At 69.2% G+C, this 21647-nt stretch carries 18 protein-coding genes; 15 read left to right on the forward strand and 3 right to left on the reverse strand.

All coding sequences use genetic code 11. The features are described 5' to 3' along the window. The coding region (locus U3653_RS28380) for an AMP-binding protein (protein WP_195077964.1) at positions 1 to 763 on the reverse strand (763 nt) is incomplete at its 3' end. A 379-nt stretch (positions 764 to 1142) separates the two neighbouring features. Here U3653_RS28380 and U3653_RS28385 point away from each other — a divergent pair. The 5 genes from U3653_RS28385 to U3653_RS28405 are packed head-to-tail and all read left to right on the forward strand — an operon-like array spanning position 1143 to position 7115. Further along, complete coding sequence (locus tag U3653_RS28385) at positions 1143 to 2732, forward strand: peptide ABC transporter substrate-binding protein (protein ID WP_195078384.1); 1590 nt, start codon at positions 1143 to 1145, stop codon at positions 2730 to 2732. A 54-nt stretch (positions 2733 to 2786) separates the two neighbouring features. Next, a complete protein-coding gene (locus tag U3653_RS28390) occupies positions 2787 to 3713 on the forward strand; it encodes an ABC transporter permease (RefSeq protein WP_195077965.1) in 927 nt (308 codons plus the stop codon). Then, a complete protein-coding gene (locus U3653_RS28395; RefSeq protein ID WP_195077966.1) occupies positions 3706 to 4656 on the forward strand; it encodes an ABC transporter permease in 951 nt (316 codons plus the stop codon). The genes U3653_RS28390 and U3653_RS28395 overlap by 8 nt, the downstream gene beginning before the upstream one ends. Further along, positions 4653 to 6317, forward strand: coding sequence for a dipeptide ABC transporter ATP-binding protein (locus U3653_RS28400; protein WP_195077967.1), 1665 nt, complete (start codon positions 4653 to 4655; stop codon positions 6315 to 6317). Before U3653_RS28395 ends, U3653_RS28400 begins: the two co-directional genes overlap by 4 nt. A 51-nt stretch (positions 6318 to 6368) precedes the next feature. After that, positions 6369 to 7115, forward strand: a complete 747-nt coding sequence (locus tag U3653_RS28405; RefSeq protein WP_195077968.1) for a Fic family protein — start codon at positions 6369 to 6371, stop codon at positions 7113 to 7115. A gap of 490 nt (positions 7116 to 7605) precedes the next feature. Here U3653_RS28405 and U3653_RS28410 read toward each other — a convergent pair whose 3' ends face one another. Further along, the gene (locus U3653_RS28410) at positions 7606 to 8415 is read right to left on the reverse strand and encodes an HAD family hydrolase (protein ID WP_195077969.1); all 810 of its coding nucleotides are present in this window, start codon (positions 8413 to 8415) and stop codon (positions 7606 to 7608) included. Between the two features lie 615 nt (positions 8416 to 9030). Here U3653_RS28410 and ssd point away from each other — a divergent pair. The 7 genes from ssd to U3653_RS28445 all read left to right on the forward strand — a co-directional run bounded on the left by ssd (position 9031) and on the right by U3653_RS28445 (position 14422). Then, a complete protein-coding gene (gene ssd / locus U3653_RS28415) occupies positions 9031 to 10140 on the forward strand; it encodes a septum site-determining protein Ssd (protein WP_195077970.1) in 1110 nt (369 codons plus the stop codon). A 10-nt stretch (positions 10141 to 10150) separates the two neighbouring features. After that, a complete protein-coding gene (locus tag U3653_RS28420) occupies positions 10151 to 11335 on the forward strand; it encodes a TadA family conjugal transfer-associated ATPase (RefSeq protein ID WP_195077971.1) in 1185 nt (394 codons plus the stop codon). Next, positions 11332 to 12126 carry a type II secretion system F family protein gene (locus U3653_RS28425; protein ID WP_195077972.1) on the forward strand — a complete coding sequence of 265 codons (795 nt, stop codon included), beginning with the start codon at positions 11332 to 11334 and terminating at the stop codon, positions 12124 to 12126. Before U3653_RS28420 ends, U3653_RS28425 begins: the two co-directional genes overlap by 4 nt. 393 nt (positions 12127 to 12519) lie before the next feature. Continuing rightward, complete coding sequence (locus U3653_RS28430; protein WP_195077973.1) at positions 12520 to 13143, forward strand: type II secretion system F family protein; 624 nt, start codon at positions 12520 to 12522, stop codon at positions 13141 to 13143. A 354-nt stretch (positions 13144 to 13497) separates the two neighbouring features. Continuing rightward, positions 13498 to 13698 carry a DUF4244 domain-containing protein gene (locus tag U3653_RS28435; RefSeq protein ID WP_323124586.1) on the forward strand — a complete coding sequence of 67 codons (201 nt, stop codon included), beginning with the start codon at positions 13498 to 13500 and terminating at the stop codon, positions 13696 to 13698. A gap of 38 nt (positions 13699 to 13736) precedes the next feature. Beyond that, a complete protein-coding gene (locus tag U3653_RS28440; RefSeq protein ID WP_195077974.1) occupies positions 13737 to 14051 on the forward strand; it encodes a TadE family type IV pilus minor pilin in 315 nt (104 codons plus the stop codon). Further along, complete coding sequence (locus U3653_RS28445) at positions 14048 to 14422, forward strand: Rv3654c family TadE-like protein (RefSeq protein ID WP_195077975.1); 375 nt, start codon at positions 14048 to 14050, stop codon at positions 14420 to 14422. The genes U3653_RS28440 and U3653_RS28445 overlap by 4 nt, the downstream gene beginning before the upstream one ends. Before the next feature lie 288 nt (positions 14423 to 14710). On the opposite strand, the gene U3653_RS28450 is transcribed toward U3653_RS28445, so the two are convergent. Beyond that, positions 14711 to 17095: a DEAD/DEAH box helicase gene (locus tag U3653_RS28450; RefSeq protein ID WP_435406592.1), complete on the reverse strand. Its 2385-nt coding sequence runs from the start codon at positions 17093 to 17095 to the stop codon at positions 14711 to 14713. A gap of 436 nt (positions 17096 to 17531) precedes the next feature. Between U3653_RS28450 and U3653_RS28455 the strand changes: the two genes are divergently transcribed. The 3 genes from U3653_RS28455 to U3653_RS28465 all read left to right on the forward strand — a co-directional run bounded on the left by U3653_RS28455 (position 17532) and on the right by U3653_RS28465 (position 21498). Next, positions 17532 to 17738 carry a cold-shock protein gene (locus tag U3653_RS28455; RefSeq protein ID WP_011206895.1) on the forward strand — a complete coding sequence of 69 codons (207 nt, stop codon included), beginning with the start codon at positions 17532 to 17534 and terminating at the stop codon, positions 17736 to 17738. Between the two features lie 375 nt (positions 17739 to 18113). Continuing rightward, a complete protein-coding gene (topA, locus tag U3653_RS28460) occupies positions 18114 to 20960 on the forward strand; it encodes a type I DNA topoisomerase (RefSeq protein ID WP_323124588.1) in 2847 nt (948 codons plus the stop codon). Positions 20961 to 20991: 31 nt separating this feature from the next. Beyond that, the gene (locus tag U3653_RS28465; protein WP_195077978.1) at positions 20992 to 21498 is read left to right on the forward strand and encodes a mycothiol transferase; all 507 of its coding nucleotides are present in this window, start codon (positions 20992 to 20994) and stop codon (positions 21496 to 21498) included. The last annotated feature ends 149 nt before the right edge of the window (positions 21499 to 21647 follow it).

The raw sequence follows: 21647 nt of genomic DNA on the forward strand, positions 1-21647 counted from the left end.
CGTCGAAGGGTTGGGGTCGGTGGTGGGGTGAGGCGGGGGTGACGGTGTCGTGCCACCACAGGTCGCGGCCTTCGGTCCAGGGGACTTCGATGCCGGTGCGGCGCACCACCAGCACATGCTCGACGCTGGAAGGGGTGTCGCCGTGGGCGTAGAGGGCCTCGTCGACGGCTTCCTTCAGGGGCGCGGCCTTGCCGCGCCGCCATTGGCCGTCGGTGGTGATCACCAGGCGGGCTCGGGCGTCGTCCACGCGTTGGCGCAGGGCGGTGGGGGAGAATCCGGCGAAGACGACGGAGTGGGTGAGTCCGAGGCGGGCGCAGGCGAGCATGGACACGATGGCCTCGGGCACCATCGGCATGTAGATCGCCACCCGGTCGCCGGTCTCCAAGCCGAGTTCGGTGAGGTAGTTCGCGGCGCGGGAGACCTCGTCGAGCAGTTCGCGGTAGGTGATGGCGCGGGAGTCGCCGGGTTCGCCTTCCCAGTGGATGGCGACCTGGTCGCCGTGTCCGTCCAGGACGTGGCGGTCCACGCAGTTGTAGGCGACGTTGAGCTTGCCGCCGACGAACCACTTCGCCACCGGCGCTTCGCTCCAATCCAGCACCTGGGTGAACGGTTCGTCCCAGTGCAGCCGCCGGGCCTGCTCGGCCCAGAACGCGTCGCGATCGGCCGCCGCCCGCTCGTAGAGCGCCGCGCTCGCGTTCGCCTGGGCGGCGAACTCCGCGGTCGGCGGGTACGAGTCCCGGTGGTCGGCGCTGGTTTCAGTCATCTCGTCTCTTCTTTCCACGTAGCCTGAGCGCACGATTCGACGCAGCCAAGTTCGACAGTAATAAACTGTGACCCATACCGCGTGGGGTGTGCCGACCGGGTTCCGCCGCCGCGCGTCGGTTCGAGAAGGTCGCCTCGACGAAGGCGATATTCCGGCCGCGGGGACGTTTCCGCACCGAACTCGAGGTGTTTCGGCAGTGTTGCCGGATCGGTAACAAGTGCGACGAACCCGGATCAATCAGGTGACAGTGCCCGCGCCGGTGGCTACTCTGCCAACCACACAGGGGGATCGTGTCGGCGTGCGCTGACGGGCCTCCCGCGGGTGCCGATCGGCTCCCCCCTTCTCGCACCGGGAGGACGCGTTGAGATTCCACAGAGCGATGGCGCTGACGGCGGCAGTCGTGCTGGCCACGACCCTCGGGCTGTCCGCATGTTCCTCGGGCGACGGGGCCGACGCCGACATCGTCACCGTCAACGGCGGTGAGCCGCAAAATCCGTTGGTGCCCACCAACACCAACGAGAACATGGGCGGGCGCGTGGTCGACCGGCTGTTCGCGGGCTTGAAGTACTACGACGCCGACGGTAAGGCACACGACGAGATGGCGGAGTCGATCCAGACCACGGATCGGAAGAACTACCGGGTGACCATCAAACCCGGCTGGAAGTTCACCGACGGCACGCCCGTGACGGCGAAGTCGTTCGTCGATGCCTGGAACTACGGCGCACTCGGCGGCAACGCGCAGTTGCAGAGCTACGTCTTCGGTCCCATCGTCGGTTTCGACGAGGTGTCCGCGGAAAAGCCGACGGCACAGACGATGTCGGGTCTGAAGGTGATCGACGACCGGACCTTCACCATCGAACTGAAGGCGCCATCGATCGATTTCGAAACCGAACTCGGGTACGCGCCGTTCTATCCGCTGCCGGAGGCGGCGTTCAAGGACATGAAAGCGTTCGGGGAGAACCCGATCGGCAACGGGCCCTACAAATTCGCCAGGCCCGGGGCGTGGGAGCACAACGTCAAGATCGACCTGGTGCCCAACCCGGACTATCCCGGCGGTCGTCCGGCGAAGAACAAAGGGCTGCGATTCGTGATGTATCAGTCCTTCGACACCGCCTACGCGGATCTGCAGGCGGGCAACCTGGACGCGCTCGACACCGTGCCCGACAGCGCGCTCACCTCCTACGAACAGGATCTCGGCGACCGCGCGATCACCAAGCCCACCGCCCAGAACCAGCACATCGGCATCCAATCCAACGTCGCGCACTTCGCAGGCCAGGAAGGGCTGCTGCGGCGCAGGGCGATCTCGATGGCGATCAACCGGGAACAGATCGCGCAGAACATCTTCCACGGCACCCGGATCCCCGCGCGCGATTTCACCGCGAGCACGCTGCCCGGCTTCGACCCGAACCTGCCCGGCTCCGAGGTGCTGAAGTACAACCCCGACGAGGCCGAGAAGGTCTGGGCGCAGGCCGACGCGATCGCGCCGTGGTCGGGCCGCTACGAGATCGCCTACAACTCCGACGGCGGCCACCAGGCCTGGGTGGAGGCGGTGGCCAACAGCGTCAAGAACACCCTCGGCATCGACGCTATCGGCGTGCCGTACCCGACGTTCAAGAACATCCGCGACGAGGTCAACGCGCACACCATCAACAAAGCCTTCCGTTACGGCTGGCAGGGTGATTACCCGACCATGCTGCAGTTCCTCACCTCGCAGTACTACAGCTACTCCGACACCAACAACGTCGACTACAAGAGCCAGGAATTCGACCGCCTGCTCGACGCCGCCCTGGCCGCGCCGAGCCAGGACGAGTCCTACAAGATCATCGCGCAGGCCCAGGCCCTGCTGATCAAGGATCTGGCCGACATCCCGGTGTTCGACTACGTGGCCGCCGCGGGTCGCTCCGACCGGGTGCGCAAAGCCGAACTCGCCTGGAACGGTCTGTTCGACTTCGAGAACATCGAGAAGTAGCCGCCGGCCGCCTGGCGTCCGCCGGACGCTCGGCGGTCCTGTTCAGGAGGCGAAATGGCCTGGTATGTCGGGCGGCGTCTGCTTCAGATGATCCCCGTGTTCCTCGGTGCGACCCTGCTCGTCTACGCCTTGGTGTTCCTCGTGCCGGGCGACCCGATTCACGCGCTGGCCGGGGACAAGCCCATGACGCCCGCGGTGGAGGCGCAACTGCGGGCTCGCTACCACCTCGACCAGCCCTTCCTCGTGCAGTACCTGCTGTATCTGAAGGGCATCGTGACGCTGGACTTCGGCACGGCGTTCTCCGGCCGGCCGGTGCGCGACGAACTCGCGCGCGCGTTCCCGATCACGCTGAAACTGGCGTTCATGGCGGTGCTGATCGAGTCCGTGTTCGGCGTGCTGTTCGGGCTGGTCGCCGGGCTGCGCAAAGGCAAGCTGTTCGACTCGGCGATGCTCGTGGTCAGCCTGGTCGTGATCGCCGTTCCGGTCTTCGTGGTCGGCTTCCTCGCGCAGTTCCTGCTGGGTGTGAAGTGGGGGATCGCGCCCGTGACCGTCTCCGGGAAGGCGACCGTCGGCGAACTGCTGGTGCCCGCGTTCGTGCTCGGCTCGCTGTCGTTCGCCTACGTCCTGCGCTTGACCCGGAATTCCGTGGCGGAGAACATGTCCGCCGACTACGTGCGCACCGCGACCGCCAAAGGTCTGGGCAGGCCACGGGTGGTGATCGTGCACATCCTGCGTAACTCGATGATTCCGGTGGTCACGTTCGTCGGCGCCGATCTGGGCGCACTGATGGGCGGCGCGATCGTCACCGAGGGCATCTTCAACATCCCCGGCGTGGGCGGCACGCTCTACCAGGCCATCACCAGGGGCGAGCCCCCGACCGTCGTCTCCTTCGTCACGGTGCTGATCGTCATCTTCCTGCTCACCAACCTGATCGTCGACCTGCTCTACGCCGCACTCGACCCGAGGATCCGCTATGCCTGACCCCACCGAGGGCCCGCGCCGCGGCCAGGAGCACTTCGTCGCGCCGCCCGACGAGGTCGAGGTGCTGGCCACCGACGCCGTCCTGGATGCCGGAGCGCCGTCGGGGCTCTGGCGCGACGCGTGGCGACAGCTGCGGCGCAACCCCATCTTCGTCGTCGCGGCCGTACTGATCGTGTTCGTGCTGATCGTGGTGATCTGGCCGGGACTGTTCACCGATCAGGACCCCCGGTACTGCAACGGCGACTTCAGCATGGACCCGCGCAGCGCGGGCCACCCGTTCGGATTCGACAAGCAAGGATGCGACATCTACGCCCGCACCCTCTACGGAGCCAGGGCTTCCGTGCTCGCCGGAGTCGGCGCGACCTTGCTGTTCGTGCTGATCGGGGGAACGCTCGGGGCGCTGGCGGGCTTCTACGGCGGGCCGCTGGACTCGGTCGTCTCCCGGATCGCGGAGATCTTCTACGCGATTCCGTTGATGCTGGCCGCGATCGTGATCATGCAGCTGCTGGACGCCCGCACGGTTTGGACCGTGATCGTCATCCTCGCCTTGTTCACCTGGCCGCAGGCGGCGCGGATCGCCCGCGGCGCGGTGATCCAAGCGAAGAACAGCGACTACGTCACGGCGGCGAAAGCATTGGGCGTCTCCAGAATCCAGACGCTCTTGCGCCACGTGCTGCCCAACGCGGCGGGGCCGCTGATCGTGGTGACCACACTGTGGCTGGGCGTTTTCATCGTCACCGAGGCCACGCTGTCGTATCTCGGCGTCGGTCTGCCGCGCACCGTGGTGTCCTGGGGCGCGGACATCGCCACCGGGCAGAAGGAGATCCGCACCTCGCCCATCCTGTTCTATCCGGCGACGGCGCTGGCGCTGACCGTGCTGAGCTTCATCATGCTGGGTGACGCCGTGCGCGACGCCCTCGATCCGAAAGCGAGGAAGCGATGAGCGAGGGCGACCGGCCGCTGCTGGAGATCACCGATCTGAACGTGAGCTTCACCGCCGACGGCAAGCCCGCGCCCGCGGTCCGGGGTGTGAGCCTGTCGGTCTATCCGGGGCAGACCGTGGCCATCGTCGGTGAGTCGGGTTCGGGGAAGTCGACCACCGCCCACGCGATCATCGATCTGCTGCCCGGCACGGGCCGGATCACCTCCGGCTCGATCAAGTTCGACGGCAAGGAACTCACGGCGGCCTCGAAACGAGAGATTGTCGCGGTCCGTGGCAGCGGCATCGGCCTGGTCCCGCAGGACCCGATGTCGAACCTGAATCCGGTGTGGAAGATCGGCTTCCAGATTCGCGAGACGCTGGAGGCCAACGGCATCGCGAAGGGTAAAGCCGCCGAGCGGCGAGCGGTGGAGCTGCTCGCGGAAGCGGGCATGCCCGACGCCGAACGACGCGTGCACCAATATCCGCACGAGTTCTCCGGCGGCATGCGCCAGCGCGCGCTGATCGCCATCGGCCTGTCCTGCCGGCCCAAACTGCTCATCGCCGACGAGCCGACCTCGGCGCTCGACGTGACCGTGCAGCGGCAGATCCTCGACCATCTCGAACGGCTCACCGCCGAACTCGGCACCGCGGTGCTGCTGATCACCCACGACCTGGGCTTGGCGGCGGAGCGGGCCGAGCACCTGGTGGTGATGTATCGCGGCCGCGTCGTGGAGTCCGGGCCCGCCTTGCGGATTCTGCGTGATCCCCAGCATCTGTACACCAAGCGGTTGGTGAGTTCGGCGCCGTCGCTGGCCGCGCGACGGCGGTCGGCGGTGCGGCGCCGGGCCGAGATCCACGCGCAGGCCGTGCAGGTCGCCGCGGAAACGGACGACGTGCTGGTAGCCGAGCGCCTGAGGAAAACGTTCCGCGTTCGCGATCGCGCGCCGTGGAAGTCGACCGAGTTCGTCGCGGTGGACGATGTGTCGTTCCGGCTGCGGCGCGGATCGACCACGGCGATCGTCGGCGAATCCGGTTCGGGCAAGACGACGGTGGCGCAGATGGTGCTCGGACTGCTCGCACCCACCTCCGGCACGGTCACGTTCGACGGCAAAGACGTGGCCACCCTGGACCGGCAGAGCGCCTTCGCGTTCCGGCGGCGAGTGCAGCCGATCTTCCAGGACCCCTACGGCTCTCTCGACCCGATGTACACGATCTACCGGACCATCGAGGAGCCGTTGCGCACCCATCGGATCGGAACCGCCGAGGAACGCGAGGCGACCGTGCGGGAACTGCTCGACAAGGTCGCGCTGCCCGCCGGGGTGCTGCGGCGCTACCCCAGCGAGTTGTCCGGAGGGCAGCGTCAGCGCGTCGCGGTCGCGCGGGCGCTCGCCCTGCGGCCCGAGGTGGTGGTGTGCGACGAGGCGGTGTCCGCGCTCGACGTGCTGGTGCAGGCCCAGATCCTGGGGCTGCTCAACGAGCTGCAGGCCGAGCTCGGGCTGGCGTACCTGTTCATCACGCACGATCTGGCCGTGGTGCGGCAGATCGCCGACGACGTGCTCGTCATGCGGCGCGGCGAGGTGGTCGAGGCGGCGACGACCGACGAAGTGTTCGACCGTCCCCAGCAGGAATACACCCGCAAGCTGCTCGACGCGATTCCGGGACGCGATCTGCTGGCCGGATAGCGGGCCGGGCGCGCGGATCGGTCCGCGCGTGCGCAAGTAGCCTCGTATGCCGTGACCGATCCGCTACAGCCTCTCGTCGATCTCCCCGGTGTCCGGGACGCGGCCGACCGTGCCCGCGACGCGCTCGCCGAGGTGCACCGGCACAAAGCGAACCGGCGTGGGTGGCCGACCACGGCGGCCGAGGCCGCGGTGCGCGCGGCCAGATCCTCGGCGGCCATCGACGGCGGCAGCACGGACATTCCCGCCGACGGCCGCGTGGCCGATCCGATCCTGGCCGGCTCGCTGCGCGTCGGGCAGGCGTTGGACGCAGACGCGCTGCGGAATCTGGTGAGCACCTGGGAACGGGCTCCGTTGCAGGCGCTGGCGCGGCTGCATCTGCTGGCCGCGGCCGATCTGGTGCGGCAGGAGGAGTCGCTCGGCAGGCCGCGCGGCGACGCGGGTGTGGCGCAGCGGCTGGATCTGCTGGCGCAGACGGTGGTCGGTTCGCGAGCGCCCGCGCCGGTGCTCGCCGCCGTGGTACACGGCGAGCTACTGGCGTTGCGACCGTTCGGAACGGCCGACGGCGTGGTGGCGCGGGCGGCGTCCCGGCTGGTCGCGGTGTCGAGTGGGCTGGACCCGCACAGCCTCGGCGTGCCGGAGGTGTTCTGGTTGCGCAGGCGGCAGGCGTACCTCGACGCGGCCGCGGGGTTCGGGACCGGGGACCCGGAGGCCGTCGGCGGCTGGGTGATCTTCTGCTGCGGGGCGTTCGAGGACGGCGCCCGCGAGGCCACATCGATCGCCGACTCGGCGGCGGGATAACCCCCCGAACACATCAAAGCGGGCGGCGTTGTCTGTCGACCTCACCGCCCGCTAGCACGGACTACCCGGTTACCAAGCGTGCTAGGTGGGTTGTGTTCTGCGGCCTCGGCGAGAATCCGAACATCGGCCGGTTCATCCCCGCAACCTGTGCGAGGCCTTCGCCGTCGACTATCCGAATTTCGCAGGCCCACAACGCTTCTGCCCTTGTCGCGGCGCGCTCCGCGTGGGTGCCTGGTGCCCGTGCTGGGAAGAACAGTCGGGAGACAGTACCTTCTCTTCCGGTGCTGCCTTGGCCTTCCGCCCTTCCGTAGTTACCTTTCTACACTGTGACTGCACTCACATCAAGTGGTCGCAAAACATTGAATAATCGGCGTGTTTGTCGGCGTTTCGTGGTTAAATGCCTGGTCCGCCGCACCGCCTGTTCAGGCGGCGAAGCCCCCGCAATCATCCAGCGACCGCGTCTCGGGCGGGACGCTCCCGCGTCCGGATCTCAGCGCTTGCGGCGCAACATCCGGTAGCTGATCGCTCCGGCGAGCACGGCGCTCACGCCGACCGCTGCCGTGGCCGCGAGCGTCGTCGAGGACGGCGCCTGGAAGCGCGACCACAGTGACACCGGGTTGGAGAAGGTCAGGACCGGCCAGCCGCGCACGGTCGCCTCGCGGCGCAGATTGCGATCCGGGTTGACCGCGGTGGGATGCCCCACCGCGCCGAGCAGCGGCAGGTCGGTGATCGAGTCGGAGTAGGCGTAGCAGCGGGACAGGTCGTACCCCTCGCTGGCGGCGAGTTTCTCGATCGCGGTGACCTTGCCTTCGCCGTAGCAGTAGAACTCCACCTCGCCGGTGTACTTTCCGTCCGCCACGACCATCCGGGTGGCGGCGGTATGGGAAGCGCCGAGCGCTTCGGCGATCGGACCGACGATCTCCTCGCCGGAGGCCGAGACGATCACCACGTCGTGCCCCCGGATCTTGTGGTCGGCGATCAAGTCGGCCGCCTCGGCGTAGATCAGCGGATCGACCAGCTCGTGCAGCGTCTCGGCCACAATGGATTTCACCTGTTCGACGTCCCAGCCCGCGCACATGCTGGTCAGGTGGGCGCGCATCCGTTCCATCTGGTCGTGGTCGGCGCCGGAGAGCAGGAACAGGAAGTGGGCGTAACTGCTCTCCAGGACGGCGCGGCGATTCAGCAGCCCCTGTGCGTAGAACGGCTTGCTGAACACGAACGTGCTGGATTTCGCGATCACGGTCTTGTCGAGATCGAAGAAGGCCGCGACGCGTCCGCCGGTAGTGGCTGGCTTGTCCACTCGATCAGGATAGGCGGCGGTATGGCATCCGCTCGGCCGGGCGTCGGCCGTGGTGCGGCTTCGGGAGCGGTCGCGCCCGGTGGTGGACCGGCCGCACGCGGGAGAGGAATGGCAGCCACAACGTTCGGCGCGCGTGCTTCCTCTGTGGCGCCAGGCGTGGCCCGGTGAACGGGCGGATCCGCCCCGCCGCGCCTCTTCTGTGGCCGCGCTGCCCTTCGATCGGCGACGGATAGGCGGCGGCCGGACCGCGACGCCGCCGGTCGGCACGAGTGGCGCGTGCGGTGGCGCGGCTGCGGACGGCGCGGCGCCGAGGTTTGCCCCGCAGACGCCGAAGCCACGACGGCCACAAAGATGTCCGTCGGCAGACTTGCGTTGTGGCCGGGGCTTGGGTGTAGTATTGCTGGCACCTGGACATGGTCCAGGCGCGTTCAGCCCGACCCCCCGGGGCTGAACCCGACGGCCCCAGCCTCCTCCCCCCCCGGCTGGGGCCGTCCTCTATTTCAGGGACAGTGTGGCAGGGCGCCGAGTCGGCTTGGTTGTCCACAACCCCGGAGTTGTCCACATTCGGCACATCGCCCCTTCTGTCCCTCTCCGCGTTCAGCGACGCTGACCTGCATGAACCTCGACGCATCGGAGCCGGGCGGCCCTGCGCCCGCCCTCGTGCTCATCGATGACGACCGCCTGCGCGACGAAGTCCGGCGTATCGCGGCGGCCGCCGAACGGCCGCTCGACGAGCGGTCCCGGCCCGTCGGCCGACATGCCTGGACAGGCGCCCCGCTGGTGATCCTGGACACCGACGCGGCGCGCGAAGCGGCGGCCGCGGGCTACCTGCGCCGTGCCGGCGTCGTAGTGGTAACCGACGGTGAACCAGGGTTGCTCGACTGGCAGGCCGCTGCCGCGGTCGGCGCGGAGCGGGCTATCGCACTGCCCGGCGCGGCGGTGGGGCTTATCGAGATGTTTGCTGAGTATGGCGAGCTGCGTGCGGGTGACGGCGTGGTGGTCGCCGTGGTCGGCGCGGGCGGCGGGGCGGGAGCGTCCATCCTCGCCGCCGCGGTCGCGTTGCGCGCCGCCGCGGAGGGGTTCCGGCGCGAGACCTTGCTGGTCGATGGCGCACCCTTCGCCGGCGGCCTCGACCTGCTGCTCGGTATCGAGAACGCGGCTGGCCTGCGCTGGCCCGACCTGGTGGTGGAGGACGGCCGCGTGTCCGCGACCGCGCTGCACGGCGCCCTGCCCGTCGTGGCGCAGGGACTCGCGGTGCTGTCCTGCGGGCGCTGCGGTGCGGGACGATTGCCACGGGAGCTCGGCGCGCCCGCGGTTCGCGCTGTCATCGAAGCAGGCCGTGCCGCAGGCGATTTCGTAGTTTGCGATGTTTCCGGTGAGCGCGGACCGCATGCCGACCAGATGCTCGACTCGGCGGACCTCGTGGTTCTGGTCGTCCCGGCGCGGCTGCGGGCGGTCGCCGCCGCCGAAGCGGTGTCCGCCCATATCGCGCGGCGAAACCCGAACCAGGGCCTGATCGTTCGCGGCCCTGCGCCCGGCGGCCTGCGCGCAGCCGAGGTCGCCGAAGTGCTCGATCTCCCGCTGCTCGCCGCCGTCCGCGCCCAGACCGGTCTCGCGCACCGGCTGGAGCGCGGCGGGATGTCGGTGAGCCGCCGTGGGCCGCTGCGCGACGCCGCCGACGCCGTGCTCGGCGTACTGAGCGCACCACCGGGGCAGAGGCGCTGAGGAGGGGGAGATGAGCGCGATACTGACCAGCGAACTGCTGGACCGGGTACGGGAGCGCCTGGCGGGCGAGACGGGCGACCCGGATCCGGCGCAGGTGGCCGCGGCGATCCGGGCCGAAGCGGGCGGGGTGCTCGGCGACACCGACCTGCTGCGTGCCCTGCGGCTGTTGCAGACCGAACTCACCGGCGCGGGCGTACTCGAGCCGCTGCTGCACGATCCCCATGTCGCCGACGTCCTGGTGACGGGTCCGGACGCGGTGTGGATCGATCGCGGGCATGGACTGGAGAAGACCTCGATCACCTTCTCCGACGAGGCCGCGGTCCGGCGGCTGGCCCAGCGCCTGGCCCTGTCGGCGGGACGACGACTCGACGACGCGCAACCGTGGGTGGACGGCAGGCTGACCGGAACCGGTGCGGTATCGGGTGATTCGTTCGGCGTCCGCCTGCATGCCGTCCTCGCGCCCGTCTCGCATGGCGGCACCTGCCTGTCGTTGCGCGTACTCCGTCCGGCTACCCAGGGGCTCGATGCGCTCGCCGCGGCTGGTTCGGTGCCCGCCGACGCGAAACGACTGCTGGAACGGATAGTCCGGGCGAGGCTGGCGTTTCTCGTCGTCGGCGGCACCGGCGCGGGGAAGACGACGCTGCTGTCCGGCCTGCTCGCCACGGTGGACCCGGCCGAGCGGATCGTCTGCGTCGAGGACGCGGCGGAACTCGCGCCACCGCATCCGCACGTGGTCCGGCTGGTGGCCAGGACCGCGAACGTCGAAGGCGTCGGCGAGGTCAGCGTGCGTGACTTGGTCCGGCAAGCGCTGCGCATGCGGCCGGACCGGATCGTGGTCGGCGAGGTCAGGGGCGCCGAGGTGGTCGACTTGCTGACCGCGTTGAACACCGGACACGACGGCGGGGCGGGCACCGTGCACGCCAACTCGCCACAGGAAGTCCCCGCCCGGCTCGAGGCTCTCGCCGCTCTCGGCGGCATGGATCGAGCGGCTCTGCACAGTCAACTCGCCGCGGCGGTGCAGGTCGTCCTGCACGTGCACCGCCGATCCGACGGCTCGCGCGGGCTGCGCGAGGTCGGGCTCGTGCACCGCACCGGCGATGGGAGCGTGCGGATCACGCCCGCCTGGCATGCCACCGGTGCGGCCCCCGCCGCAGCGGACCTGTCCACGCTGCTCGCGGAACGGCTGGACCGGTGAGCGGCGCGGTGTTGTGTCTGGCGCTGGCGTTGGTCATGGTCCCCGCGCCCCGGTCGCACCGGCGGTTCGGGCAGTTGTTCACCGGGCGGGCCGAGTATCGAATGCCGGGCAAAGCCATGATTTTTCGCGTTTGTGCCGGCGCGGGCGTCGTGAGTGTGCTCATCCTCTTCGGCGCAGGCCCTTTCCTCGCGGCCGGCCTGGTCGCCGGAACGGCCGAGTTCCGAACGCGCCGGGCGGCAGGCGAGCGGCGCAGGAAGGCCGAGCAAGGCCACCTGCTCGATGCCTTGGAGGCGGTGATCGCGGAGTTGCGGGTGGGGGCGCATCCGAGCGCCGCCGCCGAGACCGCCGCACGCGAGGGATGGGGCGAGTCGGCCCGCGCGTTCACCGTCGGCGCCGCCCGCAGCCGACTCGGTGGCTCGGCGGCGGAGGGTCTGCGCAGGCCGGGTTCGCCGATCGCCGTGGAACTTTCCCGAGTCGCCGGGGCGTGGCAGGTGGCCGAGCGGCACGGCTTGGCCCTGGCCGAGTTGCTGTCGGCGGCGCGGACCGATCTCGCGGGGCGTCTTCGATTCCATGGCCGCACCACCGCGGCGCTGGCCGGCGCACGGGCCACCGCGGCGGTCTTGGCGGGCTTGCCGCTGCTCGGCATCGCCCTCGGCCACCTGATGGGCGCCGCGCCGCTGCACGTTCTGTTCGCCTCGTCCGCAGGGGCGGTGCTGTTGCCGCTCGGCGCAGGCCTGGCTTGCGCCGGCTTGCTGTGGACCGACGCCATCACTCGAAAGGGCCTGCTATGAGGTTATTTCCGATGGCGATCCGAGGACGGTCGGAACAGTTTCCGCACACGAGGCCGGTTTCGGTCGGCGAGGAAGGGCGGTTTGCGGGCACGCCGGTTCCAAGGGTTGTGTCTGCCGTATCCGCGCGTGGTGGGGCGCGGCGAAGTCGTCGCCCGGGGGAGGCTCTTGGACTGCGGCGAATGCTGGTCCGCCGCATCGGTCGGCTCTTCGGCGGTCGCCTGCGTGCCGCCGCCCTCGCGCTGGGAAGCCGGGCACGTGCCGCCGCCCTCGCGCTGGAAAGCCCGGCACGTGCAGGCGCAGGCGTGCCGGAGGCGTGCGGTGTGCCGTCACGCGGCCCGACGGCGGGGCGCGTACGAGGTCGTCGCACAACAGGATCGCTGAGGAAGGCTGACGATGGCGTTCACCCCTGGGGCGGCACTGTCATTGCTGCTGGTGGCAGCCGCGCTCGTGACGGTGCCAGGACGGGTTGCCGTGAGCAGGCGATTGCGAACTCTCGGCCGGACACACAAGGCGCCCGCCGATGCGCCGCGCCGTGCGAATCAGGCGCCCGATCCGCTGGCTGTCGCCTCGGTTCTCGACCTGCTTGCCGCCTGTCTGCGTGCCGGGCTGCCGATGGCGGGCGCGGCGCGCGCAGTGGCGCCCGAAGCACCGGAACCGCTCGGCGAAGCACTGCGGCGGGCCGCGGACCTGCTCGCGTTGGGCGCCGATGCGGCCGTGGCCTGGCAACAGGTGGCGCGGGATGCGGATGGACGTCCCGGGGCCAAGGAGATCGAGTCGCTGGCCCGGATGGCGCGCCGTTCGGCGCGGTCCGGGTCGTCGCTGGCGGCAGCGGTGACCGAGCTGGCCGAGCAGCGCAGAGCCGCGGTCGAGGACATCGCCGCCGCGAAGGCGGAGCGTGCGGGCGTCCTCATCGGCGGCCCGCTGGGACTGTGCTTCCTCCCGGCCTTCGTCTGCCTCGGCATAGTGCCGGTGGTGATCGGCTTGGCGGGCCAGGTGCTCGATGGTGGCCTGCTGTAACCGCGCCCCAGGCTCTGACCGTGCCGCCCATGGTGTGGAGGCGTTCGCGCGGGCCCATCGCGCAGATTCGAGGGCCGGCGGTCGGACGACCCTCGCGCGGGGCCATCCCTCGGATCGCATCGGGAGAAGGGCGCACGGGCGGGCCCACGTTCGTCAGGACAGCGGGCCACGCCCCGGCGCTGCCGCTGCTCGGCGCGCGCTTGCGGTCCGTTGCGGACCGAAGCGATCGAGACCGTGTTCGGGCGGCCGCGCGCACTGCATCGGAGAAGGCGTGCTCGTGCGGATCGGCCGCACGGGCCGGAAAGGAGGAATCGGGTGCGTATCCAGGGGGTCGCGAAGTCCGTGGGCCGCAAGATGCGGGCTGTATATATGAGCCTGCGCGCGCGAACGCTACGGGCGATGGTCGCGGAGGACGGCATGAGCACGGCGGAGTACGCGATCGGCACGATCGCGGCGGCGGCGTTCGGCGCCGTGCTGTACGGGGTGGTGACGGGCGACAGCATCGTCAACGCGCTGACGAAGATCATCGACCGGGCGCTGAACACAGCGGTGTAGCCGTTGCCGCACCGAGGCTCGGGGACGATCGGGGAGGGGTGACGATCGAGGCGGCGCTCGCCCTGATCTCGGTCGTCGCCACCGTAGTGCTCTGCCTCGGGGCTCTGCTGGCGGCGTCGGCGCAGGTCCGCTGTGTCGACGCCGCCCGCGAGGCCGCCCGCCTGAGCGCACGGGGCGATCACGCAAACGCCCGTCCAGCGGCCGAGCGCATCGCCCCGCCATCGGCCGGCATCACCGTCCGCATCGAGGGCGCTCGCGCGATTGCCGTGGTTTCCGCACGCACCCCGCTTCTGCCGCTGCTCACCCTGCGCGCGGAGGCGGTCGCGACCCTCGAGCCCGGAGCCACCGAATGAGGGGGTGTGCGTTCTCCGCGCTGCGGCGCGACGAGCAGGGGTTGGCCACCGTGTTCGCATGCTCGGCGCTGGTGGCCCTGATCGGGGTGACGCTGTTGATCGCGCAGGTGGGAGCCGTGGTCGTGGCGCGGCATCGGGCGCAGGCGGCCGCCGATCTGGCGGCGCTGACCGCGGCGGGCGCCTTGGTCGATGGCGTCGAAGCCGCATGTGATGAGGCGGACCGGGTGGCGCGGCGGATGGGCACGCGAATCCGTGTTTGCGAGGCGGCGCAGTGGGACGCCACCGTGGCGGTGGAAAGGAATGTACCAATAGGTCTGTATGGCGATCGGATCGTTCGGGCGAGCGCGCGGGCCGGACCGGTTGAAGAGTGAAGGAGTTCGATACACGGTAGGCTCCGCGTCGCTTCCAGTAGCGGAAATCGGAAATTTACCGGCCGGTTTATCAGCGGGCTCGCGGAATTACCCGCGCGAGCCGGATATGGAAAACGAAGGAATGCGCATGTCCGCAATCGGGGTGGTGGCAATAGTCTAGTTAACATGAATCTATTCCTTTTTATTCGTCAGGGGTGAAGCGGTGTCATTCCACTGGGAGGTATCCCAGCCTTCCCAGCGTGCGCGCTGGCAAGGTCGACAATTGGTCACATGTCCGGCTCTGCGTCGTCACGAATCGAGCGGGACGTCCGCACCGGCGGACAGTTCGGCGAGCACGGCGGTGAGCAGGCGTTCCGCTGCCGCCTTGTCCAGCGGGTGGTTCCCGTTGCCGCACTTGGGTGACTGGACGCAAGACGGGCAGCCCGCCGCGCAGCCGCACGACTCGATGGCCGACAGGGTGGCCGTGAGCCACTGCCGCAGTCGGGCGAAGCCGCGCTCGGCGAATCCCGCTCCACCGGCTTGGCCGTCGTAGACGAAGACGGTGGGCAGGCCGGTATCCGGATGTTCGGCGGTGGATACACCGCCGATGTCCCACCGGTCACAGGTGGCCACCAGGGGCAACAGGCCGATGGCCGCGTGCTCGGCCGCGTGCAGCGCTCCGGGGACATCCTGGGGTTCGATCCCCGCAAGCGCCAGCAGTTCGGGTGTCACCGTGTACATGACCGCCCTGGTAGGCAGGGTCTGCGGCGGCAGGTCGAGTTCGACCAGGTCGAGTACTTCGCCGGTGATCAGCGTGCGCAGATAGCCGATCACCTGGCTGGTGACCCGTACCCGCGCCAAGCCGGCCGTCACGTGACCGTGGGCGCGTCGCTCGGTGACCGCGTCGATGACGATCGAGGTCACCTGGCGCGCACTGGTGGTCCACCCGGGCTCCGCGGCGTGCACGAAGGCGACGCCGTCGTCGAGATCCAGCTCATCGACCACGTACGTCTCGCCCTGGTGCAGGTGCACGGCGCCCGGGTGCAGCGTCGCCCCCGCCCGGCGCGCATCGGCGGTGCCGAGCAGCCTGCCGGTCTCGCCGTCCACGATGGCCACCGGGGCGCCGATCCCACCTCGGACGTCCACCGCGTCGTGCGGCTGCGTCTCCGCGGTCACGTACCAGCGTGCGCTTTCTCCCGCTCCACGCCGCCTGATCAGCCCTTTCGCGGTCAATTGCGCCAGCACTTCGCGCGCGCCGAGCTCGTCCACCTCCGCGTCGGTCAGCGGCAGCTCCAGTGCGGCGCACAGCAGTTGCGGACCCAGCACGTAGGGATTGCGCGGATCGGTGATGGTGGCCTCGACGGGCTTGCCGAGCAGCGCTTCCGGGTGGTGAACCAGGTAGGTGTCCAACGGATCGTCCCGCGCCACCAGCAGCACCAGCGACCCCTGCGTGCGTCGTCCGGCCCGCCCGGCCTGCTGCCAGAACGACGCGACCGTTCCGGGAAAACCCGAGATGACCACGGCATCCAGTCCCGCGATGTCGACGCCGAGTTCCAGCGCGCTGGTGGTCGCGGCGCCCAGCAGCGATCCCTCCGACAGGGCCGCTTCCAGCTCACGCCGATCCTCCGCGAGATAACCCGCCCGGTAGGACGCCACACGCACGGCCAGATCCGGATCGACCTCGTCCAGAAGTCGCTTGGCCTCCATCGCGGTCAGCTCGGCGGCCCGGCGGGAGCGCACGAAAGTCAAGGTCCGCGCGCCTTCGGCCACCAGGTCCGCCATGATCCGCGCCGCCTCCGCGGTGGCGGGTCTGCGCACCGGGGCGCCGTTCTCGCCGGTCATGGTGGTGAGCAACGGTGGCTCCCAGAGGGCGATCGTCCGCGGCCCCCGCGGTGATCCGTCCCGGGTGACCGCGGTGCAGGGCGCGCCGATCAGGCGCGACGCGGCCGCCGCCGGTTCGGCGGAGGTCGCCGAGCAGAGCACGAACACCGGGTCGGCGCCGTACCGTGCGGCGATCCGCCGCAGCCTGCGCAGCACCAGCGCGACGTGCGAGCCGAACACACCGCGATAGGCGTGGCATTCGTCCACCACCACATAACGCAGCCTGCGCAGCACCCGCGCCCAACGCTGGTGCGACCGAAGTATGCCCAGGTGGAGCATGTCCGGATTGGTGAAAACCCAGCGCGCGTTGGCGCGTACCCACTGCCGGATCTCGGCGGGCGTATCGCCGTCGTAGGTGGCCGGATGGACATCGCGCAACGGGCCTTCGTGGGTCAGCGCGCCGACCGCGCGCAGCTGATCAGCCCCGAGCGCCTTCGTCGGCGACAGATACAACGCGGTGGCCTTCGGGTCCGCTTGCAGCGTGGTGAGCACCGGAAGCTGGTAACCGAGCGATTTGCCGGAGGCGGTCCCCGTGCTCACGACGACGTGCCGCCCGTGGAACGCTTCCACGGCGGTCTCCACCTGATGGCGCCACGGCGCGGCGACGCCCGTCTCGCGCAATGCCGCGATCACTTCCGGCGAGGCCCACGTGGGCCACGCGGAGTGCTCGGCGGCGCGCGCGGGCAACTCGGCCACGTGGGTCAGCCGTGGGTCGCCGTCGGGCCCCCCGGCTAGGACACGATTCAGCAACGATGCCCCGTAGCCGAGCTCGGTTCCCGGCCGCCCGCGCAGCGCGGAGTCTCGTGGATTCACGCCGCGAACCCCGCAACACGCTCGGCGAGTGTGAAACGTGTGCGTCCGGGACCCGCCACCTGCCATTTCGATACCCAATAGCGACCTGGGTCACAGCTTCTTTGCCGAACGTCCACTCGGTTATCACCAGGCAAACGAACCCCAAGTCTGGATTCCGCCATTGTGTCCCTCACCTGCGCATTCGCAAGATCAACTTTTTTGCAAATTGTCGGTAACTCGACTGTTGAATTGCCCGAAGACATGGTTCACTGGTTCCTGGTCGCAAGCTTCTGTGTTCGAGGGACGGATCCAAAGTCCAAACCGTCAGCAGGATCGATGTTGCGAACGGTGTGCTTGGTGCTTTCCTGCAGGGGGAACCAACAGTACAGCGGTCACAACGGACCCGGTGGACGAACCCAGTTGTCCGCCGTTCCGGTAAGAAAAGAGAAGGAACAGAATGGCACAGGGAACTGTGAAGTGGTTCAACGCGGAGAAGGGGTTCGGCTTCATCGCGCCGGAGGACGGCTCCGCTGACGTCTTCGTCCACTACTCCGAGATCCAGGGTTCGGGTTTCCGCACCCTCGAGGAGAACCAGAAGGTCGAGTTCGAGGTCGGCCAGGGCACCAAGGGCCCGCAGGCCACCGGAGTGCGTGCGCTCAGCTGAGCGGCGCAAGGATCCACAGCTCGTCCCTCACCACCGGCAACGGGGTGAGGGACGAGCTATATCTGGGGTAGTCACGGCCCGTGTGCGCCGGCGGAACGGTCCGCCGAGCATGCCGCGGCGCAGGTGTGGCGAAACGGCAAGGCATACTGATTCGAACTCACGGGCGTACGCTCGGTGGTTCGAGTCGCAAGCACTCGACCACACGCGGCGTCACGGTATAAACGTGTCTGGTGCGACGTTCAGCCGTCGCAGCCGCTCGCCCCAGCCGCGCGCAGCGGGAAACTACGCAGCGCGGGTCGATCAGGAAAGGTGTATTCGCCGGTGGCAACACGAGACCTCGGTGCAGCCGACCAGGGTCGTCCCCTGCGTCGTCTCGTGATCGTCGAGTCCCCGACCAAGGCCCGCAAGATCGCGCCATACCTCGGTCGTAACTACACGGTCGAGGCGTCGGTCGGCCATATCCGGGATCTGCCGCGCGGCGCGGCCGATGTCCCGGCCAAGTACAAAGGCCAGTCCTGGGCGCGCCTCGGCGTCGACGTGGACAACGACTTCGAACCCATCTACGTCGTGAGCCCGGACAAGAAGGCCAAGGTCACCGAGCTGAAGAGTCTGTTGAAGGACGCCGACGAGCTCTACCTGGCCACCGACCCCGACCGGGAGGGCGAGGCGATCGCCTGGCACCTGCTGGAAACGCTCAAACCCAAGGTCCCGGTCCGGCGGATGGTGTTCCACGAGATCACCGAGCCCGCCATCCGGGCGGCCGCCGCGGACACCCGCGACCTCGACAACGATCTGGTCGACGCACAGGAGACCCGCCGCATCCTGGACCGGCTCTACGGCTACGAGGTCAGTCCCGTGCTGTGGAAGAAGGTCATGCCGCGGCTGTCGGCAGGCCGCGTGCAGTCGGTGGCCACCCGGGTGATCGTGCAGCGCGAACGTGAGCGGATGTCGTTCCGCTCGGCCGAGTACTGGGACATCGCCGCCAAGCTGGACGCGGGCAACGGCGAGGGGAGCGACGCCACCAACCCGAGAACCTTCGGCGCGCGACTGGTCACCGTCGACGGCGCGCGGGTCGCCACCGGACGCGATTTCGGTTCGGACGGCAGGCTGAAGTCCACCAACGGCGTCGTCGTACTGGACGAAGGCTACGCGCGGCGCCTGGCCGAGGCGCTGGACGGCGTCGATCTGGTGGTCTCATCGGCGGAGGCCAAGCCGTACACCCGCAAGCCCTATCCGCCGTTCATGACCTCCACGTTGCAGCAGGAGGCCGGACGCAAACTCCGTTTCACCTCCGAGCGGACCATGCGGGTCGCGCAGCGACTGTACGAGAACGGCTACATCACCTATATGCGTACCGACTCGACGACGCTGTCGGAGTCGGCCATCGCCGCGGCGCGCGCGCAGGCGACTCAGCTCTACGGCTCGGAGTACGTGCACCCGACCGCGCGGCAATACAACCGCAAGGTGAAGAACGCCCAGGAGGCACACGAGGCGATCCGCCCGGCGGGCGACACCTTCGCCACCCCAGGCGAACTGCACGCGCGGTTGGACAACGACGAGTTCCGCCTCTACGAACTCATCTGGCAGCGCACGGTCGCCTCCCAGATGGCCGACGCCAGGGGCACCACGCTCACGCTGCGCATCACCGGCGTCGCGGGCACCGGCGAGGAGTGCGTGTTCTCCGCCTCCGGCCGCACCATCACCTTCCCCGGCTTCCTGAAGGCCTATGTGGAGAGCGTCGACGAGGAGGCGGGCGGGCAGTCCGACGACGCGGAGTCCAGGCTTCCCGCGCTGGAGGAAGGCCAGGCCGTCACCGCGGTCGAGCTGAATCCCGATGGGCACAGCACGAATCCGCCCGCGCGCTACACCGAGGCTTCGCTGATCAAGACGCTCGAAGAACTCGGCATCGGCCGTCCGTCGACGTATTCGTCGATCATCAAGACGATCCTCGACCGCGGCTACGTCTACAAGCGCGGCAGCGCGCTGGTGCCGTCATGGGTGGCGTTCGCCGTGATCGGCCTGCTGGAAGAGCATTTCGGCCGGCTGGTCGATTTCGACTTCACCGCCGCCATGGAGGACGACCTCGACGCCATCGCCGGTGGGCGCGAGCAGCGCGGAAACTGGTTGTCCAGCTTCTACTTCGGCGGCGAGCACGGCGTCGAGGGTTCGGTCGCGCGGTCCGGCGGTCTGAAGAAGATGGTGGGGGACCGGCTCGACGACATCGACGCCCGCGAGATCAACTCCATCAAGCTGTTCACCGACGCCGCCGGGCGCGACGTGGTCGTCCGGGTCGGCAAGTACGGGCCCTACCTGGAGCGGATGGTCACCGATCCCGATGACCCCGAAGGCAATGCGGTGTCGCAGCGGGCCAACCTCCCGGACGATCTTCCGCCGGACGAGCTGACGCCCGAGGTCGCCGAGAAACTGTTCGCGACGCCGCAAGAAGGTCGCTCGCTCGGCGTCGATCCGGAGTCGGGGCACGAAATCGTCGCCAAGGAGGGGCGTTTCGGTCCCTACGTCACCGAGGTGCTGCCCGAACCCCAGGCCCAGGAGGGCCAGGAGCCCGCCAAGAAGACCGCGAAGAAGGCCGCGGCGCCCAAGCCGCGCACCGGTTCGCTGTTCAAGTCCATGGATCTGGCCACCGTCACGCTCGACGACGCGCTCAAGCTGCTGTCGCTGCCGCGCGTGGTGGGTACCGACCCGGCCAGTGGCGAGGAGATCACGGCGCAGAACGGACGTTACGGGCCTTACCTGAAGAAGGGCACCGACTCGCGTTCGCTGAACACCGAGGATCAGATCTTCACCGTCACGCTGGAAGAGGCGCTGAAGATCTACTCCGAGCCGAAGCGCCGTGGACGGCAGGCATCGAGCGCCGCTCCGCTGCGGGAACTCGGCAACGACTCGGCCACCGGCAAGCCGATGGTGATCAAGGACGGCCGCTTCGGTCCGTACGTCACCGACGGCGAGACCAACGCGACGCTGCGCAAGGGCGACGAGATCGAATCGATCACCCCGGAGCGGGCCATGGAGCTGCTCGCCGACCGGCGGGCGCGCGGGCCGGTGAAGAAGACCGCGAAGAAAGCCGCGGCGAAGAAGGCGCCCGCCAAGAAGACCGCCGCGAAGAAGACCGCCGCCAAGAAGGCGACCGCCACCAAGACGGTCGCGAAGAAGACCACCGCGCAGAAGGCGGCGGCGAAGAAGGCCGGCGTCGGAAAGTCGTGAGTTCGCGGCTCGTGGCCGTAGCCTGAGCGCCATGAGTACCGAACAGGAGCGCGAGGATCTGATCGCGATGCTCGCCGACCAGCGCGAGCTCTTCCGGATCACGCTGCGCGGCATCGATGACGAGCAGGCGCGGCGGCGGACCACGGTGAGCGAGCTGACCCTGGGCGGATTGCTGCACCACCTGGTCAGCTGCGAACGGCACTGGACGTCGGTGATCGTGCGGCGCGACGAGAACGCGGAGCTGGATGTCTCGCAATTCGCCGCCGAATACGTCATGGCGGATGACGAGACCGTGGCCGGACTGCTGGCCACGTGGGACGAGGTCGCCGCGGCGACGGCGGAGCTGATCCGTTCGGTGGACAGTCTCGACACCTCGATCCCCACCCCGACAACGCCGTGGACTCCGGAGCGGATCTGGCAGTCGGTGCGCTACACGGTGCTGCACATCCTGCGGGAGATCGCGCATCACTCCGGGCACGCCGACATCATCCGTGAGGAATTGGACGGGGCGAACAGCACGCGGCAGCGGGCTTCCTAGTCCCGCGTCTACGCCGAGTACTGCCGCGGCATCCTCGGGCTGACAGGCAGCCCGGGCTGCCGTGCGCCGCGCCGAGACCGGGCGTCTGCGGGGAGTGGTCGCCAGCGCGGGCGAGTAAGTCCGGCTACAGCCGCTCGCGTCGTTCCGTC

This window comes from Nocardia implantans (genome assembly GCF_035544775.1).
GTDB lineage: Bacteria > Actinomycetota > Actinomycetes > Mycobacteriales > Mycobacteriaceae > Nocardia > Nocardia implantans.